13 protein-coding genes are annotated in these 17,858 nt (G+C 39.2%); 1 reads left to right on the top strand and 12 read right to left on the bottom strand.

Annotated features, from left to right (window positions below; genetic code table 11):
* A complete protein-coding gene (locus tag BXY_RS20265) occupies positions 1-465 on the top strand; it encodes a thioredoxin family protein (RefSeq protein WP_004315955.1) in 465 nt (154 codons plus the stop codon).
* Positions 466-609: 144 nt separating this feature from the next.
* On the opposite strand, the gene BXY_RS20260 is transcribed toward BXY_RS20265, so the two are convergent.
* The 12 genes from BXY_RS20260 to BXY_RS20205 all read right to left on the bottom strand — a co-directional run bounded on the left by BXY_RS20260 (position 610) and on the right by BXY_RS20205 (position 17,285).
* Positions 610-1,245 (bottom strand): SagB/ThcOx family dehydrogenase, encoded by a 636-nt coding sequence (locus BXY_RS20260; protein WP_178286184.1) that lies wholly within the window; start codon positions 1,243-1,245, stop codon positions 610-612.
* A gap of 94 nt (positions 1,246-1,339) precedes the next feature.
* Complete coding sequence (locus BXY_RS20255; RefSeq protein WP_004297333.1) at positions 1,340-1,900, bottom strand: NADH peroxidase; 561 nt, start codon at positions 1,898-1,900, stop codon at positions 1,340-1,342.
* 22 nt (positions 1,901-1,922) lie between these two features.
* Positions 1,923-2,351: a Fur family transcriptional regulator gene (locus BXY_RS20250; RefSeq protein WP_004315958.1), complete on the bottom strand. Its 429-nt coding sequence runs from the start codon at positions 2,349-2,351 to the stop codon at positions 1,923-1,925.
* 241 nt (positions 2,352-2,592) lie between these two features.
* Entirely contained in the window at positions 2,593-3,087 is a 495-nt protein-coding gene (locus BXY_RS20245; protein WP_225450801.1) for a lipocalin family protein, read from the bottom strand.
* 21 nt (positions 3,088-3,108) lie between these two features.
* Positions 3,109-3,870 carry a DUF1573 domain-containing protein gene (locus tag BXY_RS20240; protein WP_015532818.1) on the bottom strand — a complete coding sequence of 254 codons (762 nt, stop codon included), beginning with the start codon at positions 3,868-3,870 and terminating at the stop codon, positions 3,109-3,111.
* An 8-nt stretch (positions 3,871-3,878) separates the two neighbouring features.
* Positions 3,879-5,942, bottom strand: coding sequence for a S8 family serine peptidase (locus tag BXY_RS20235; RefSeq protein WP_015532817.1), 2,064 nt, complete (start codon positions 5,940-5,942; stop codon positions 3,879-3,881).
* 7 nt (positions 5,943-5,949) lie between these two features.
* Positions 5,950-7,653, bottom strand: a complete 1,704-nt coding sequence (locus BXY_RS20230) for a BACON domain-containing protein (protein WP_008643290.1) — start codon at positions 7,651-7,653, stop codon at positions 5,950-5,952.
* Between the two features lie 23 nt (positions 7,654-7,676).
* Entirely contained in the window at positions 7,677-10,322 is a 2,646-nt protein-coding gene (locus BXY_RS20225; RefSeq protein WP_117684616.1) for a DUF4458 domain-containing protein, read from the bottom strand.
* A gap of 22 nt (positions 10,323-10,344) precedes the next feature.
* A complete protein-coding gene (locus BXY_RS20220; RefSeq protein WP_008643288.1) occupies positions 10,345-11,886 on the bottom strand; it encodes a DUF5003 domain-containing protein in 1,542 nt (513 codons plus the stop codon).
* 19 nt (positions 11,887-11,905) lie between these two features.
* Positions 11,906-12,796 (bottom strand): DUF4984 domain-containing protein, encoded by an 891-nt coding sequence (locus BXY_RS20215; protein WP_015532815.1) that lies wholly within the window; start codon positions 12,794-12,796, stop codon positions 11,906-11,908.
* Positions 12,797-12,821: 25 nt separating this feature from the next.
* On the bottom strand, positions 12,822-14,339 hold the full coding sequence (locus BXY_RS20210; protein ID WP_008643286.1) for a RagB/SusD family nutrient uptake outer membrane protein: 1,518 nt from the start codon (positions 14,337-14,339) through the stop codon (positions 12,822-12,824).
* A gap of 12 nt (positions 14,340-14,351) precedes the next feature.
* A complete protein-coding gene (locus tag BXY_RS20205; protein ID WP_015532814.1) occupies positions 14,352-17,285 on the bottom strand; it encodes a SusC/RagA family TonB-linked outer membrane protein in 2,934 nt (977 codons plus the stop codon).
* Positions 17,286-17,858 lie beyond the last annotated feature (573 nt).

Raw genomic sequence — 17,858 nt, 5'->3', positions numbered from 1 at the left:
ATGAAGAAAGTATTAGTAATGGTAGCCCTTGTCATGGTAAGCGTGATTGTATACGCTTTCAATGACAGCGGGGAATCCAATCAAGGTAAAAAAGAGGTAACAGGTAACGGTGAAGTCGTCGTAATGGACAAAGATATGTTTCTGAAAGACGTCTTCGATTATGAGAAATCAAAGGAGTGGAAATACAAAGGCGACAAGCCCGCCATCATCGATTTATATGCAGACTGGTGCGGACCTTGCCGTCAGACAGCTCCTATCATGAAAGAACTGGCAAAGGAATATGCAGGGAAAATTGTCATCTACAAAGTTAACGTGGATAAACAAAAAGAACTGGCAGCTTTGTTTAATGCTACAAGTATTCCATTGTTTGTGTTCATTCCGATGAAAGGGGATCCACAGCTTTTCCGTGGAGCTGCTGATAAAGCAACTTACAAGAAAGCGATTGATGAATTTCTCTTGAAATAATGAAGAAAATATAGTGACGGTATCCGGTCAGGATAGTGACGCTATAACAAGCAAAGAGTGACGGTATCCGATAGAGATAGCGTCACTCTTTTTTATAGGCTTATAAATCTTCTTTATACGGCTTATAAGTCTTCCTGCGAATCCTTATTTGAAGTATCCTACAGGATGATTCATCATTGGCATCTGACTATCTTTCAATTTCAAAACTTTCTTTAGCTGCTCATTGTCCATCGAAGCACGTGGTACTGTTGCCAAGTTAGCAGCAGAACAAAAGATTGAAATATTTTGGGAAACAATACCGGCATCCATAGCCCCCATCAACTGACTGCGTGGACTTTTGGCATCGCCAAACCGCGAAAGATCGCTGATTAAAACCAATGATACCGGAGCTGTTTTCACAAACGCCTGACCACCTGCCACTGCACCACGATAATCTCCCGCAGCTATCAGTGTCAACTGATGATTTTTAGCATCATACAGATAACTTCCTTCAGGCAACACTACATATACATCCACATCCTGTTTATTCAACGCTGACGGAGCGGTTCTCATTCCGGATTCCTTACGGTTGATTCCATTAGCAGCCCACAACAAATCAGACAGTTCAGCCAGGCTCAATGCTTTCGAAGCATATTCGCGAGTTGAATGTCGTTCAGACAATGCCTTCATCACCGCACCAGTGCGGTTTAAATTAGGCTTCGGCAATTTAATCACCTTATCAGCAGCAAAGGCAGCCGCTGAAAGCATTAAACAAACTAACAATAGTTGTACTTTTCTCATAACTGTGGTATTTAAAAATTGATAGACAAATATAAATAAAAAAGGTCTGTATTCGTTGCGAAATACAGACCTTTTAAGAGTTTATTAGGCTTAATTATTTCTTATCACCGAAATAACGGTTGTATAATCCTTCAAAACCTTTACCGTGACGAGCTTCGTCTTTGCACATTTCGTGTACAGTGTCATGGATAGCATCCAGGTTCAGAGCTTTAGCACGAGTTGCGATGCGTTTTTTGTCTTCGCATGCACCTTGTTCAGCGTCTTTACGTTTCTGCAGGTTAGTTTTAGTATCCCATACGCAGTCACCCAACAGTTCTGCAAACTTAGCAGCATGTTCAGCTTCTTCCCAAGCGTAACGTTTGAAAGCTTCAGCTACTTCAGGATAACCTTCGCGGTCTGCCTGACGACTCATGGCCAAATACATACCAACTTCAGTACATTCTCCCATGAAGTGATTGTTCAGGTCCTTAATCATTTCTTCGTCACAACCTTTTGCAACACCGATAACGTGTTCGTCAGCAAAAGACAATGCGCCACCTTCTACTTCAACAACTTCTACGAACTTGCTAGCAGGAGCTTTACACAATGGACATTTCTCAGGAGCTGCGTCACCTTCATGAACGTAACCGCATACAGTACATCTAAATTTCTTCATTTTCTTCTCAATTTTAAATTAATTAGTCAATACGTGTTTCTTTATCTTTACTTAAGCAATTCTTGCAAATACCTTTATAATAATAATGAACTTCCGATACCTGATGACCATCCATTTCCAGATTTTCCACTTGTTTAATCGCTTCCGGACATTTCAAATCATAAATATGTCCGCAACGTTTACAAAGGAAATGGGAATGTACAGAAGTATCCGCATCAAAATTTGTATTCTTTTCGTCAATCGTAAGCATTAATGCCGCACCCTGTTCGGAAAACAATTTCAAAGTATTATAAACCGTTGTCTTTGAAAGTGTCGGCATTGAAGGAGACAATGCTGTGTAAATATCATCAGCCGACGGATGAATCGGATGCTCCATCAAATATTCCATGATAGCGATGCGTTGCATGGAAGGCTTGATATTATGCTCTAATAATCGATCGTATGGTTTCATTATCTTCCTTCCTTTTCAAAGTTGTATTCATTACAATTATAAATCCAATGCAAAGATAAGAAGTCTTTATTTTATTTCCAAATAAATCTTTGATTTTATTTGTGCGGTCTTGTACCAATAAAGATAAATACAAAAATAAAAACCGTTTAAATACAAAGATTTGCTTAAACGGTTTTATTATAAAAAGATGCCCCAATTTTCAAGAAAATCTGATGGCAATAAAGTAAGAAACAGAATACAACTAGAATGAAGCTCTTGTTCCGGCTATGATATCTGCCGGAACTTCATTACAACGAGTATAAACTTTCATTTCTCCCATATCTTCTTTGGCAGTCCATATCATCGAAGTATCAGTCAACCCCGAAACAATGTATGAATATTCCCATTCATCATCCGTATCAAGCTGATAATAGTAAGTACCGCTAATAATATCTCCGTAATCATCTTCTTTACTCAAAAGAAAAGAACCGGGAATTTGCTCAGATGTAGCACTGTTGAGATTCGTATAAATAGTGTAAGAACGTTTTCCGTCTTTTTCCTTCCGATCAAACGTTATATAATAGTAACGTGTGTCACCTTCCAGGTTTTCTCCATTCCATTCACTCAATCGCCAGCTTCCTGCGATATTCGCATAATTTACATCCTTAGTATCAGGAAGCTTTACTTCATCATCATCCCCACATGACACAAACAGCATCGTGGTGAGTAGTAGCATTATTCTGAATATATTTTTCATATACATATTTTATATTATTTATTATTGTAACAATAATTTCACTTGTACTGTCCGTTCAGAAGGGCGTACTGAAATGCCGTCCAAGACCAAACAAAATGTAATTTCATTCTTTTGAGGCAACAAACTTCTATCAATAGAAAGAATCATGTCGGCTTCCGTTTCCGGAAGAATAACTTTCGGCTCTGTTCGAAAACGAATGTATTCCGGCAGCATCAAGGCTGACAAATTTAAAGGTTGCTTTCCTGTATTGACACAAATGAATCTTTCCACTTGCATTCCTTCTCGAGAAAGCACTCTAATCTGCCATTCTTTCCGTTTCAGTCGCAATGTATTCCCAATAGCTACGGGATATCCCTTCCATTGGTCGCTGGTAGGTGATACCTTACCAGTAAGTACCAGACTGATCATCGGTTTCTTTCCGGAGAGATCGGTATAGACAAATGCTTCCCGATACAAATCACCAGCCTGATCCTTAGGATGAAAAACCAAATTGATTTCTCCCCGTTCCCCCGGTTGTACCAAGTCTTTATTACACTTGGCTACCGTACAGCCACAGGAAGTAGTCAACTTAGAGATACGCACCGTTTTTTTACTTACATTACAGTATTTAAAATGATACGTTACCGGCGCATCGTCTTCCGACAAAGTCCCTATATTGATTGCAGTACATTCAAACTGCAAGACTTGCTCCTCTCCTGTTTCCTGCACAAAACTATGCGCAGAAGACAGAAGAAAGAAAAAGAACAGTCCATACTTGATGGCTCCGGTAAAGTATCGTTTCATAATCACATTTACAACCAACTATCGTTTTTACGAACAGTAATAAAGAAATCTTGCTTGGTACCGTCAGTCGCCGTAACGGTAGCTTTCGTAGAACCCACTTTCAATCCTTTCAAGGTGAAAGTAATGTTGTCTTCCGCAGTGAGAAAAACAGCTATCGAGCTATCATCAACTTTACATGAGAAAGTCATATTCTCTCCATTCTTAAAATAACGGGAGTAATTGATCTTACTTGTACCACCAACGGACACATATATATTGGGAACAGTCATCTCGACACCTCTGCCCTCAACAGCTTTCAATAACTGATAGGCATCAATCAGTCCTGTACCCATATTACCTGTATAAGCAGCAGGTTCCATCTGTCCGGCTGCAATTTGGCCAAATGAAGCATTTGTGTACCAATATACTTTCATTTCCGTGAAATATGGTTCTACCGGCTTGGCAGATTCCAATATCATTTTACGGAATTCATCTGCACGAAAATGACGATGCAATTTGGCAGCATAAGAAAGTCCCAGTGCGGCTACTCCCGAAACATGTGGACAAGCCTGTGACGTTCCTTCCATGTATCCATAATTCCCACCATCTTCACTGGCAGAAGATGGTATTGTGGAATATATTTTACCTTTGGGGCTCTGATGATAATCACTGTCTCCACCTGGAGCACAGATAGAAACTCCATGCGCATAATTAGAATAACTGGATGGAGTACCATCGGCTGCTACGGCCGCTACCGAAATATAATCAGGATAAGCGCCCGGATATCCGGCCATGGCTGCATATTCATTACCTGAAGCAAACACGATGATACCTCCGTCTATGACATCATTTGGCGAGCCGGCATTATGAATAAAATAGTCAAAAGCCTCTTTCTCCAGCGGAGCACTGTCTACCCAGGCTTTATCAGAAGTATAACCCGGACTATATCCACTAATGGGATTGGCAAGTCCCGAATTGTATCCCCAACTACACTGCAAAATAACGGCACCATTATCTGCTGCATATTTCACGGCTTTCGCTTCCTGATACAGGTCACATCCTTTAGAACCGGAAAACACCTGACAACTCATTATCTTTACACCACCTATATTACTAGCTTTATCCCCTCCTGCAATACCACTAATACCTTCACCATTATTTCTCACTGCACTGATAATCCCAGCCACATGAGTTCCATGTCCGGTATCATTCGGGTCATCATAAGAAATATAACCTTTATCATCTGTGAAATTGTAGCCATAACGGTCACCGGCATAACCATTTCCATCAGCATCTTCCTTTGAAGCAAATGTTTCGGCCTCATTCACCCACATATTCCCCTTTAAATCAGGATGATCATACATCACACCTTCATCAAGCACAGCTACGATGATGGAAGGATCTCCCGTACAAAGTTTCCAAGCTTCTCCACAATTTACATCAACCCCCGTTACAGCAGGTACCACCTTGTCACCCTTGTCATTCTTGTCTTCATTCTGAAGAATAGAACCATCATTCTTACACCCCCATTGTAGATTAAAATAGGTATCATCCGGTGTGACATTTATGGCGCGAGTGTTACGCATCACATGACTCATTGCTTGTTTGGTGAGAACTGTTGCCCGCACATTAGGATCGTATGAACGTTGGATAATATGGCTAAATTGGACTTTCGCCACATCTGCTACCTGCGACAAATCTTTAGCCACCTGCTCCAAATTCGTATCTTCATCAAAATGGATAACATACCAAAGATTCAGTCCTGCCTTGCGGGTGCGTTCTTCCGTGCGGTTATCTATCGGGAAAATACGCTCCAATTTATGAGTACCGATTCGCTGCAGAATTACATCCATATCCGAAATTCCCGAACGGGTCATCGCACCTCCAATAGAGCGAGTTACAGCAGCATCCAAAAAGGATGCCGCTTCCGGTTTGAATTTTACCATTATTTTTCCCTGGCTCGCTCCCTCGGGTAAATTAATAATTGGAGCTCCCTGCCCTGTATCAGGTTTCACTGTATCCATATCCCGGTCGGAACAGGATGTAAAAGTGATTGCTACAGCGGCTATTAGAATTAAATATATTCTTTTCATAATCAAATCAATATTCAGTTAATGTAGGTCTGGCTTTCGGATAACGCTCGTAAAACCATTCCAAATTAGAAGGTTCGTTCTTAAATCCCGGAACATTACCATTCATATCCTTTCCAGAATCCTGTGTATAAATCAAAGTGAACGGATCGAAACGTGCGAAACGCGGATGATAAAGTAGCCATTCCGGTAAATCATCTCCCGACAAGAAGTTCAAGTTAATAGTGAACCGCTCGGCATTAGGCAGAATCCTTGGAATAGTCTTTAATTTTGCCTTCACCTCATTGCTTGCACTGTTTAATGTATCGTTACTCTGAATATCTTCATCGGTATAAGCATATACACCCGATTCCAGTCGGCCACCGTAACCGATGAATGTAGGTAGCTCTCCATATATCAAATTATAGGATAATGACAACGATTTCAGTTTTTCCCACTTCAACAAGTTCTTAAAATTATAATTATTACTCGCATCAAATTTCAAGCCGAGATTTTCACGTGTATCGTTCAAATCTGTAATTGAACTGTATCGACGATTACCTGTCAAACTCAAATGAGTCAGTTCCGGGAAGTTCCTGAATTGCAAGTCAGACGGTATAGCCGTAAAGTTATTACTACTCAAATCCAATTTAGTTAAAATCTGACAAGATCCTTCTAATTCTGATTTTGAGATAGTTGTAATACCCATCGCACTTATTGTCAGATTCTTCAGATGCTGCAATCCCTTTAATGCGTTTCCAATCCTATAAGTAGCAGGAAGCAACTGCGTATTCGTATTACTAGCGACAACCAATGTCTCCAAATATTTGATTTTACCGATTTCAGCAGGTAATTCCTCCTTTGTATTCAGCATTTTGAATTCAACAGAACGTACACGACCGATTTGTTCCGGAGTCACACCTTTATCTGTTCTCTCCCATACGGTTATGCCTGCCCAATAGTCAAGACGTTCGCTGGTATCCCAACTTATCATTGAACGCAATTTGGTACTTGCAATGACAATAGCAATGGAATCTCCCCGTCTATCATCTGTTATTTCCGGTGAAGCTTCCTGTTTTATAGTCAAAGCTACCTCTTTCTCCAGTTCATCTTCCTCGTTCACCGGAAGGAACTTAATCGAAGCGATTCTTTCTTTCGGATCCGTATTCATATCCCACTTAAATCGCATCTTGATGGTACGGGGACGAGCTCCATAATCCAAAGATATATCAGGTTGTCTTTTGGAAGTAGTCACCCAAGAGCCCATCAAAGGATAATCGACCTTGAACTTGACATTCGTAGTCACCGATATATCAAAATATCTTTTATCCTCGTTAGCCATACTGGCAACTTCCACTTCATATTTATCCAGACCTATCATCTTTCCATATCCGGTCTGATGTATTTTCAGTTCTTGCTTAGACTGTCCTTCCGGTACAAACGTCACGACAGCATGTCTCACATCATTAGAAAGTGTAGAATCCACTACAATCTCACAATTAGTGCTTCCGACACCATTAGCAGGCATCACCTTCACCCAAGGCTGGTTGACCTTTGCCACCCATTTAGTACCCGAAGCCACTTTCACCGACTCCATTCCACCTGTAGCACCCAAGGTGAACTCCTGGGCATTGATGGTGAAGCCAGAAATGCCTTCCTCATCCGAATCATCACAAGCGGCAATAAAACACAAGCTTGCAAAGAGGCATAAATATATTTTAAACAATGGTTTCATATAGATTCTTTTTTGTTATTTATCTATTTATCTTTCAAATAATCGCATCCACGAATATCCTGTTCCGGATCGTAGATAAGAAGATATGCTCCTGCCTTAATCATATTACAGACATTGGAAAGATTGAGAGAAATATTTGGATTATCCTTTATCTCAAAAACGACAATATATGGTGATATCGTATCAGAAATCTTTCGCAAATCATTTCCACCAATACAGAACTGTCTCAAACTCGGACATAAGCCTAAATTGCCCGGCCATTTTCTCAACAAGCGGTTACCATTCTCATCGCGCTGGTTACGTACAGCATAAACAGTTAATGTGGCAGCGTCCATCGGTCCGGTAGGAACTTCCGTAAAGCGGTTGTTACTTAGATCCACACCATAAAGGAAAGGCATATTTTTCCCATTAAAATCATCCGGAAGCTTTGATAAGTGATTATAAGTCAAGTCGAATGTTTTCATCATATACGAATATTTTGATGCATTGAATGTACCTTTCGGTATCTCTTCTATTCCATTACCGTTCAGTCCTAAAGCTGATACCTGAGAATTTGTATCAAACAGTATCTTCGGGAATTTTTTCAGTTTATTACCCCCCAATGCAATCGTACTGGCATTTACGCCCTTAAAAGTTCCATCCTCTTCACCCTCAAATCCATCAATTTCATTGAATGAAAAATTAACAGAAGACATTACATATACAGATTGCGAACTGAATATATTTGGAAATTTCTTCAATTTATTATAAGCAAAAGAGAAAGACTCCACATCAGCATATCCGCAGAAACTTCCACTTTCATCACGTGGCAATTCCTCTATCTGATTGTGATCCATTGACAATTGTACCAAAATAACATCACTACCGAATGCTTTCTCAATCTTTTTAATCTGATTGTATGCACAATCCAGTTTACCAAGTTTTTTCACCATTGACATATCCGGCAAAACAGTCAGTTTATTATAAGTCAAATAAAAGATCTGTAATGTTTTACTTATACTTTCGCTGGCCACAAACTTACCTAAATCTTCATGAAAATCTCCCAAACTCGGATTGCTCGCCAAGTTGAATGATTGAAGGTTCGGCAGTTTATTCAGTTCTTCCGGAAGTTTTGTCATAGACGGACAATTGTAAATTTCAAGGTCTGTCAGATTCTCCAGCCCACTTAGGTCAGTCCCCGGTTCAAATCCTTCGAATTTACCGTTGGCAATATACAAATATTGCAATTTCTTCAGGTTTCCAATAGAAGCGGGTATTCTATGAATTCCATTTGTCAACCGATTGACCGGGACATCTTTCAAAGAAGGACGATTGGCTTTGCTATTTACAGTAGGCTGAGAAAAACGACTGGGTATCCCCTCTTTCTGCCACTTCAAAGCAGCTTGTATCGGTTCGGAGAAATACGATTCAATATCCACCTTTACAAACTTATTATAATAATCACTCCTTATAGAGTTCTTCTGTACTTCAGTCAATTCAGTTCCCATCGTCTTCTCAATGATGTTATCACCTACTTGGTCGGAATGATTACCTAAAGATAAAGTTCTAAGCTCCGTTAAGTCTCCTAAAGATTCAGGAATATCACCTTCAGGACCGAACGCACCGATAGAAAGACCTGTGACACGTCCTTTGGCATCCAAATCGACACCAGGTTGATCTCCCCACAAATCAATATCTTTATTGAAATCCCAGTTAGTACCTAAAGGATATGTAGTACCCGAATAACTCCATCCCTTCTGATTCTTTTCTGGAATAGACGGGCCTTTCAAGGCTTCCCACATTTCTTTCAGAACAAGATAGTCCTTAATACTGCCGGTAGTTTTACTGAAGTTAATCGGAACGTTAACTTCAGTAGTCACATTATCCAGCACTTCAAAGTCAGCACCGTTTACTTCTCCATATTCCAAAGACCCCTTATTTTTCTTTTTAGTCGTATAACTTTTAATCTTATATTTACCGGCAGAAAGACGGAATAATGAATCACTGACAGCCACGGATATCTTCTTTCCACTATCATCCAGCTTCTCTGTATACTTTACGGCAATATTCTCAAGAGTCGTCTCTTTTTTCGTAAACTGTTCCTGTACCGTTACATTGATGTATTTGATATCGGAGAAAACATAATCTTCGCCTATTGCCCGAGTGGATGGTAGAAATTTTTTAGTTATAGTAAATTTCACTATCCCTCGATTCACTACTTTCACCTGTATGTCTTGTACAGCTAACCCACCATTTACTACAGTCAAAATTGTCTTTTTATCCGGTTCGCCGGAAAGAATCTGTTTCAAATCCTGCGTAGTTCCATCTGCTTTATACAGATAGAAACCGATAATCTGATAAGTTCCGGCCATCAATTGAAGTTTGTCACTTCTCAAGCCAAATTCACTATCGTCACCCATCGCTTCCAGACCGACAGTCTGTACAATTTCAGTACCGTCTTCCTGATTGATAAGCACGATTTTCATTTTTTGCGCATCACGCAAATAATCCAGCTCATTCGTACTGGCACGTGTACCTGTCGAAACACCTTTATAAAGTTTGAACTGAGCATATCCATATCCTGCCTGAAGTACGTCATCATCGTCAGAGCAACTTCCAGCTGTAAACCCTAAAGTAAACAACATGCAAGAAAGGACAAACATTTTTATAAATAATATCTTAGTTTTCATATAAGCTAAATTTTACATGTTATCAATCCTCATATCGGGGTTGAATCAGCAATACTCCTAAAATAGTTTCATTATCCATTAATTTAATAACCATAGGCTTTGTTCCATTCTTGCTTTCGTCCATACCTGAAACATTGACAAATGCACTTGTCATATACCTTCCCTCAACTTCAATTCCTTCCCATACGGTATCCTGACCATTATGCTTAGTTTCAGCTTGCAAATTCCAACCGGAGTAGCCATTTACAATAATATGGAATGGATCATAATTAACACCTAAAGTCAACGATGAAACCAAAAATACATTTGTAGTACCATATTCACTTTCTAATTGTTCATCTGGCATATCCGAAGGTACAGCTTTCACAGGATTGCCTGTACCATCCAAAATAGGTTCACCACTTTCTTTAACCAAAGATATCAGATCTCCTGCCACTCCTTCCTGTTTTATATCAGCAATTATATTTTCATCATATTCCTTTGGAATCCCCTTTTCAAGTAAAACAAGATCGGATAGATGATCCTTAATTTCAGCATATATAACGTTAGGAAATGCTAATACATACGCAGTTCTTGCTTTCGAATTATTTGCGCTTGCTGCTATATTAATATTCCCTTCTTTATCATCATCTATCCAAAGCCAACGATTAAAGGAATCCATTATTGTATAAGAATATTCAAGCTCCCATGTCATCTGATTCCGTTCTGCCACATATTCCACACATACCAAGGTATATTCATCATTCTTAGCCATTACCGTTACAGGAACTCCCTCGCTATCATAACTATTATCGCCTGCAGTATAACTTTCTCCATCAACCGAGACTTCTATGTTGTCTTTCAGAGTACCAATAATTCTATCAGCAGGAATACCTTCATACTTCACAGGAACTTTTGCAACAGCTCCGCTTCTACTTTCAATTGTCAGAAAGCCGGTAATTTCATTCTTTTTATATTGCATTATCATCTGTGGAATGACGCTGACATTATCTCCGGCATTGCCAGATACAACTTCGCTGTCTGATGCTCTACGATTGAATTCCATCCATTCGGGGTTACTTTTCAAAGCCCAATCCTCATTAGCTTCTAACACCAATATGTCAGTTCCATCAAAATTGATGACAAAAGGATTTTCTTCTGTGTACATTACAGACTTGTCCGCATTGAAAGCCCGAACTTCATAACCAGTAGACGGACGCGTCACCTCCGCTATCACCTGCTGGCTTCCTGCCAGCTTCATAGTCAGCTCTGCCTTATAAGATTTTAACAGTTCGGTAGCATCATCACTAATATGGATAGTGACTGTCTGCTTTCCGGCATTGCCTGAACAAACGAACGTCCTCTCACCATCCTGTTCAAAATAGCACCATAACGATGAGGAAGTCAATATCCAGTTATCGGCAGCCTCAAAAGTCAGTGTCTTGGTATCTCCGACTTCACATTCTATTTTCTGCAAATCCGGGAATACAGGCGTTGTAGTCTCGTCATCATCACTGCAAGCAGATACGAAGAGACAAAACACTAACGTAATCAATTGCAAATAATATTTCATTATATCTTTCATATTTATTTCCGATTATAGTTTAGAGTCCTTCCTCTTTCTTATACTGTTCCGCTTCTTCATCACTAATCCACTCCAAGATATTCACATAAGTACCTACTGTACCTTTACCCACCACATAAATAGTGCTATATAAGAATACGAATTTCTGGCATACATTATAATAAGAATCGTACGCAACAGGCTGAGTACACATCAGCTTTCCATTACCGTAAATGGTTCCGAAGGCTTCTGCCGTACTACCTATAATTTGATCATCAAACTCTACAAATGGTTTCAACGGATCGGAAGGATCATACTTAATTTTAAGATCATAATTCTTGTAGAAAAAATCATGTAATATGATAGTATTATCTTCCGTCTTGTCTCTTTCTGCCTGCAATAACCGATGTTCCGTATCCGTCATATATGCATTAAAGAAAGAAGAAGTCAATAGACAATAGCCTTCAAAAGTACTTAGTTCAAAAGGACATGCTTTTTGCATTTGAACACGAGTACGTGTACCGTACAAATCCCATATATTTTCATCTTTCGGAAGCAAATTGAATGTAACCGACAAAGAGTCAGTTTTACCTATATTTTCATAAACACCCTTCATCCGGAACTTTGCAACTCGCTCCCCTGCTTTAATGGTTACCGTATTTGATTCAACTACATATTGCTTTTTTTCAATTGCATTACTAGCCTTATCGTCTACTTCCACACCAAAAGAACGGTCATAATCGCATATATTCGTAGCTACTACCGGAATCTCAAACCATTTCTCGCTGTCCTGCACCGGATACATAGATAATGTATCGGAGAACATCACGTAGTCGGAACCGCTGTAAGTCGTCCGGGAAAGATCATTACATCCCCAGAATCCGACAGCCAACGTCGTAAGTGTTACTATTCCTGTTATTAATCGTTTCATTGTTTCTCTATATTATCTTTATACATTATTTATTGCTTTCATTAGGTGCTAGATCCACGCCAGGAGCATCCAACTCATGTTGTGGAATAGGCCATACAAAACGAGGATCGTCTTTCTCTAACTTCAACGTATTACCCGGAGAGATAGTCGAAGTTTGTTCTTTACGTTCAAATCCCTCATGCCAACGTTTCAAGTCGTTAAGACGGAAACCTTCCATAAAGAGTTCTTTCATACGTTCTTCACTGACAGTTTTAAACCAATTTTCTTCTGTAAGCGTAGTAGAGCCACCATAAGAAGAATAACGAGCCATACGTAAAGTAGAAATATCAATTCCTGCTTTTCCATAATAAGATGCTCCCATCCGGCAATAAGCCTCTGCACGAATCAGATATTGTTCCGCTAACCGGAACGGTTTCGGCATGGATACACACAGCAATCTTTGGCTTATAAAATCCTGATTTCCCATGTATTTAACCAAAAGAGGCCAAGTCAACCCATGAGAAAATCCGGTCGTTGCCGTAGCGAAATAAGCATTATAGCGTAAATCAGCATTGGCATAGGTATCCAATGCCCATTTAGCTGGTACATAATCCGGTTTATAAGATGTATAATCATAATTGAGGAATACAGTGCCTAATGCCCCTCCATAGGAATTTACCTCAAACATTACTTTCCAAATGATTTCAGTAGAATTATCATACTGCCACATGTATGCAAAATCATTATAAGTAACCGAATAACTATGCTTGGTTGCATCAGCTAATATATATTTCTTACTATCTATTACTTTAGTAGCATATTCAACAGCTTTCTCCCACTTCCGCATATACAGGTACATACGAGCATATAAAGCATTGACTGTACCAATCGTGAAATATGCAGAATTATAAATAACCTCAGTGTCATCATCCGTAGCCAGATATTCGGCCGATCTAGCCAAATCATCCAATACAAACTGATACGAATCTTTTAAAGAAGCACGTTTTACAGGTCCCGGATTAACGTAGCTGGACTGCAGTACAACTCCCAGTTCATTGGCAGCTTCTTCGTCACTTTCATAAGCTTTACAGAAACACTTCAACAGTTCTGAATAAGCCAGCGCACGGGCAAAATAGATATGACCTTTATAGGTATCCAACTTGTCCAGTTGTTCATCATCTGAAGTGTTGGCCTCTACAGCAGCAATGTTATCAAGAACAAAATTGCAACGTCCGATGACAGTATACAAGCCACCATACACATATTCCACCTGTTTATTGATAGCTAATATTTCATTACGCCATACATCACCATAGATATTTGTATATCCTTTAACAGCGTATACCAGATCCGTCTGAATATCAGGCAATAAAGTCAAGTATCCGCTATATAGGCTGGCATTTTTAAACTGTGCATAAATACCGACCAAAGCTTGGCGTACATCGCTCACTGTCTTAATAGCCTCTTCTTGCGGAATTGCATCTTGCGGATATTTATCAAGACAGGAAGATGCCGAAAGCAATACCGCAACTAAAACTATATATAATTTTATTTTTCTTATCATCACTGATTAATTTTAGAATGAAACTTCCAGTCCGAATGTAAACTGACGGGACATAGGGTATTGAGCCTTATACACATTGGAGGTAGACTCCGGATCCATCCCTGTAAAACTTGTAAATGTCAACAAATTCTGTCCCTGCGCATAAATACGGGCACTACTTAAAAAATTAGTCCGCTGCAACCATTTCTGTGGGAATGTATAGCTAAGCATTAAATTTTTCAGACGCAGGAAAGAAGCATCTTCCAGGAATCGTGAATCTAGTTGAGGAGTAACTCCATAACGAGGGATATCAGTCACATCTCCCGGCTTTTTCCATCGATCATAAAGCATACGTTTTGACTGATTGTAGGCACTGAACAGTCCGTTGCTCTCTTGAAAGACTCTGTCATTGTTAAGCATCCAGCGATCGGCCACCCACGTGAACTGTGCGGAAAGTGAAAATCCTTGCCAAGAAAGTGTAGTACCAAAACCACCTTGCCAAGGAGCTTCATGTGTCTTACCCAGCATCACTTTGTCATTTTCATTATATTCTGTAGTAATTTCACCGTCTTTGGTATACCATAAAGCATCTCCATTAGTAGGATTGACTCCTGCATAACGGTTCAGATAAAATTCACCTAACGGATGACCTACCGCAACCATTCTACCAGTATCAGAGGCTACATATTCTGTTATCCCATTATAAAGCTCGGTTATCTCATTTTTATTATATGAAACATTGGCGTTCACATTCCATGTAAAGTCTTTGATGCGAAGTACGTCTGCACTGACATTAATTTCTACACCACGGTTTCGCATAGCTCCCACATTATCCCAACGAGTTCCAAAACCGCTAGTTGTGTAAGAAATGGGAACTGCCATCAACATATTAGTAGTTTTCTTATTATAAAACTCCACATCCAAATTTATACGATCAATAAAACCTAAATGCAGTGCCACATTAGTAGCCCATGTAGACTCCCAACTTAATTCTTCATTTCCCAACTGGGAAATAGCAATACCTGATTCATTGTTATACTTATATCCACCGGAAACTAAAGCCAGATGTTCATAGTTATTAATAGAAGAGTTGCCCGATGTACCGGTATTAATCGCTATTTGCGCATTAGTAAGCCATTTATATTTTTGCATGAACTTCTCCTTACGGAGATTCCACATAAACCCGACTGACCAAAAAGCTCCCCAATGTTTATCTGTTCCGAAACGGGAAGATCCATCCCCACGAACCGAAAAGTCAGCATAGTAACGATCATCATAATTATATTCACCACGACCAAAGAAAGAGAGAAAAGAATATTCCGTAACGGGATCTCCCCATGATGAAGCGGTAGAACCGGAAGACAAGTTTGTCAAAATATCATTTGTCTGTCCACGAGTCGTAACCTGAAAACCTTCATAATGATAATCGACTCCTTCCTGCCCAACCATAAAGTTGAATAAATGAACATCATTCAACATAAAACGGTAGTTTGCCGTATTTGTAATCATCAAATTAAGCATATCATACGAACTACGCTGGGCACCTCCATAATTATTATTTGGCTTATAACTCGGAAAACTTCGATAAAAAGAAGTAGTATGACCATAATCTGCACTTAGTTGTGAACGAATTGTGAGATTCTTTATAGGTGTAGCTTCAGCATAGAAAGTAGATAAAAGTTTATACTTCTTATTTGATAACGGATTGTTTTCCATCCATGCTAACGGATTCTCCGTCGTTCCTTTCCAACTGCCGTCATCCTGAAGAGCCAGACTTCCATCCTCCTTATAAGGATTCCAGTAAGGCAACATGAAAAAAGATGCGGAAATAGGAGCCCACAATGCATATTCACCATCATCACTCTGTTCTACCTCCTGATAAGTAAACATTGTATTCGTTCCTATTTTCAACCATTTATTAGCTTTCGCCTCCACATTGGCACGGAAGTTAACACGCTCAAATGTAGAACCTACTGCAATACCATCCTGATCATAATAGCTTCCCGAAACATAATAATTTAACTTTTCCGTACCACCATTTACTGACAACTCGTAATTCTGCAAGGGTGCTTTGTCATTGTATACCTTATCCAGCCAATTGATATTTATCTTACTTAATTTCTCGTAATCCTGTCCTTTATCCAATCCCACTTCTTTTTCAAACTGAATACGTTCGTTCGTATCCATCTGATCCCAGTCCTTTGAAGCTAATTGGGAAAAACCTAGTTGTGTACGGAAAGTAATCTTGGCAGCTTCCCCCATACGTCCACGCTTGGAAGTGATTACTACCACGCCATTAGAAGCACGTGCGCCATAGATAGAAGTAGAAGAAGCATCTTTCAACACTGAAATGCTCTCAATATCATTAGGACTAATCGTGTTGAAATCTGAACTTGAAATAGCCACTCCATCCAATATAAAAAGAGGATCTTTCCCCGAATTAATTGAATTTGTTCCGCGAATACGAAAAGTTGCTGCCTTACTGGGTTCACCTGATTCAGAAAGCACCATTAATCCCGGTGCCTGCCCTTGCAGTGCCTGATCGAAACTCGGAGCAGGAACATCTTCCATCTTTTCAGCTTTTACCGTAGATACAGAACCTGCAATCGTACCTTTCTTACGTACACCGTAGGCAACAACCACTACTTCTTCTACCATTTGTGCATCACTCTCCATCTTCAGATTCATGCGAGTGGCAGCAGACACCTGCTTTTCCATCGTTTTCATTCCAATGTAAGAAAACTGCAAAATAGCAGGGGATTTCGTCACTGTGATACTGTAATTACCATTCATATCGGTAATTACTCCGTTCGTCGTACCCTTCTCCAAAACAGACACACCAATCATCGGCTGATTGTCTTCCGCCGAAATAATGTGTCCCGTTACCTGATATCCACCCTGTGCAAAAAGCAACAGGGGGATACTTGTCAGAGTAAAGAGTACAAACAAGAGAATTGATTTTCTCATCTTTGATACTTTGATTTTAAATTAATGAAATTGATTTATTTTTATAGATTTATCTACAATAAGGAATACGCAGTCTTCGCGTAGAATAATACACTCCTTTCCCAAAATCGGTTTATGCATTTTCTGCACCGACTTGGGACAGGCTATTATTATCTATAAATATAGAATAGGAATAGACTAACTTGGCAAATTCTTAATATTGCGCCAAATATCCAAATAGATTTTTCGTGTTACTGCTGTGTGAATTAAATGTATGACCATCTGCTCTCTTAAGTTATAAATTAAACACTTCTAATATTGTTCTATTTTGGCTACAAATATATATATTATATTTAAATAAAAGAAACAATATGTCGCATATTTTATACCAAATTTCCACTTATATCTTTTTGATACATATTTAAGTACACAAACCCATAAATGAAAATAAATCCACAACATATTTCAATGATAATTGAATATAAACGTTCATTTTGATAGTTACTTTAATTGCTCAAATAACAACATCACAACTCATACAAAATAGCTTATTAAGAGGATTCAATATAGAAAAGATAATTATTCAAAACTATT

The sequence above is a fragment of the Bacteroides xylanisolvens XB1A genome (assembly GCF_000210075.1).
GTDB lineage: Bacteria > Bacteroidota > Bacteroidia > Bacteroidales > Bacteroidaceae > Bacteroides > Bacteroides xylanisolvens.
Note: the sequence above shows the minus strand (reverse complement) of the source record. Positions and strands in the feature narration are given on the sequence as shown.

Excerpts from the sequence above, each read along its gene's own strand:
- BXY_RS20205 (WP_015532814.1), bottom strand. The coding sequence starts at position 17,285 with ATGAGAAAATCAATTCTCTTGTTTGTACTCTTTACTCTGACAAGTATC.
- BXY_RS20265 (WP_004315955.1), top strand. The coding sequence starts at position 1 with ATGAAGAAAGTATTAGTAATGGTAGCCCTTGTCATGGTAAGCGTGATT.
- BXY_RS20235 (WP_015532817.1), bottom strand. The coding sequence starts at position 5,942 with ATGAAAAGAATATATTTAATTCTAATAGCCGCTGTAGCAATCACTTTT.
- BXY_RS20245 (WP_225450801.1), bottom strand. The coding sequence starts at position 3,087 with ATGAAAAATATATTCAGAATAATGCTACTACTCACCACGATGCTGTTT.
- BXY_RS20220 (WP_008643288.1), bottom strand. The coding sequence starts at position 11,886 with ATGAAAGATATAATGAAATATTATTTGCAATTGATTACGTTAGTGTTT.
- BXY_RS20230 (WP_008643290.1), bottom strand. The coding sequence starts at position 7,653 with ATGAAACCATTGTTTAAAATATATTTATGCCTCTTTGCAAGCTTGTGT.
- BXY_RS20240 (WP_015532818.1), bottom strand. The coding sequence starts at position 3,870 with ATGAAACGATACTTTACCGGAGCCATCAAGTATGGACTGTTCTTTTTC.
- BXY_RS20225 (WP_117684616.1), bottom strand. The coding sequence starts at position 10,322 with ATGAAAACTAAGATATTATTTATAAAAATGTTTGTCCTTTCTTGCATG.
- BXY_RS20215 (WP_015532815.1), bottom strand. The coding sequence starts at position 12,796 with ATGAAACGATTAATAACAGGAATAGTAACACTTACGACGTTGGCTGTC.
- BXY_RS20210 (WP_008643286.1), bottom strand. The coding sequence starts at position 14,339 with ATGATAAGAAAAATAAAATTATATATAGTTTTAGTTGCGGTATTGCTT.
- BXY_RS20250 (WP_004315958.1), bottom strand. The coding sequence starts at position 2,351 with ATGAAACCATACGATCGATTATTAGAGCATAATATCAAGCCTTCCATG.
- BXY_RS20255 (WP_004297333.1), bottom strand. The coding sequence starts at position 1,900 with ATGAAGAAATTTAGATGTACTGTATGCGGTTACGTTCATGAAGGTGAC.
- BXY_RS20260 (WP_178286184.1), bottom strand. The coding sequence starts at position 1,245 with ATGAGAAAAGTACAACTATTGTTAGTTTGTTTAATGCTTTCAGCGGCT.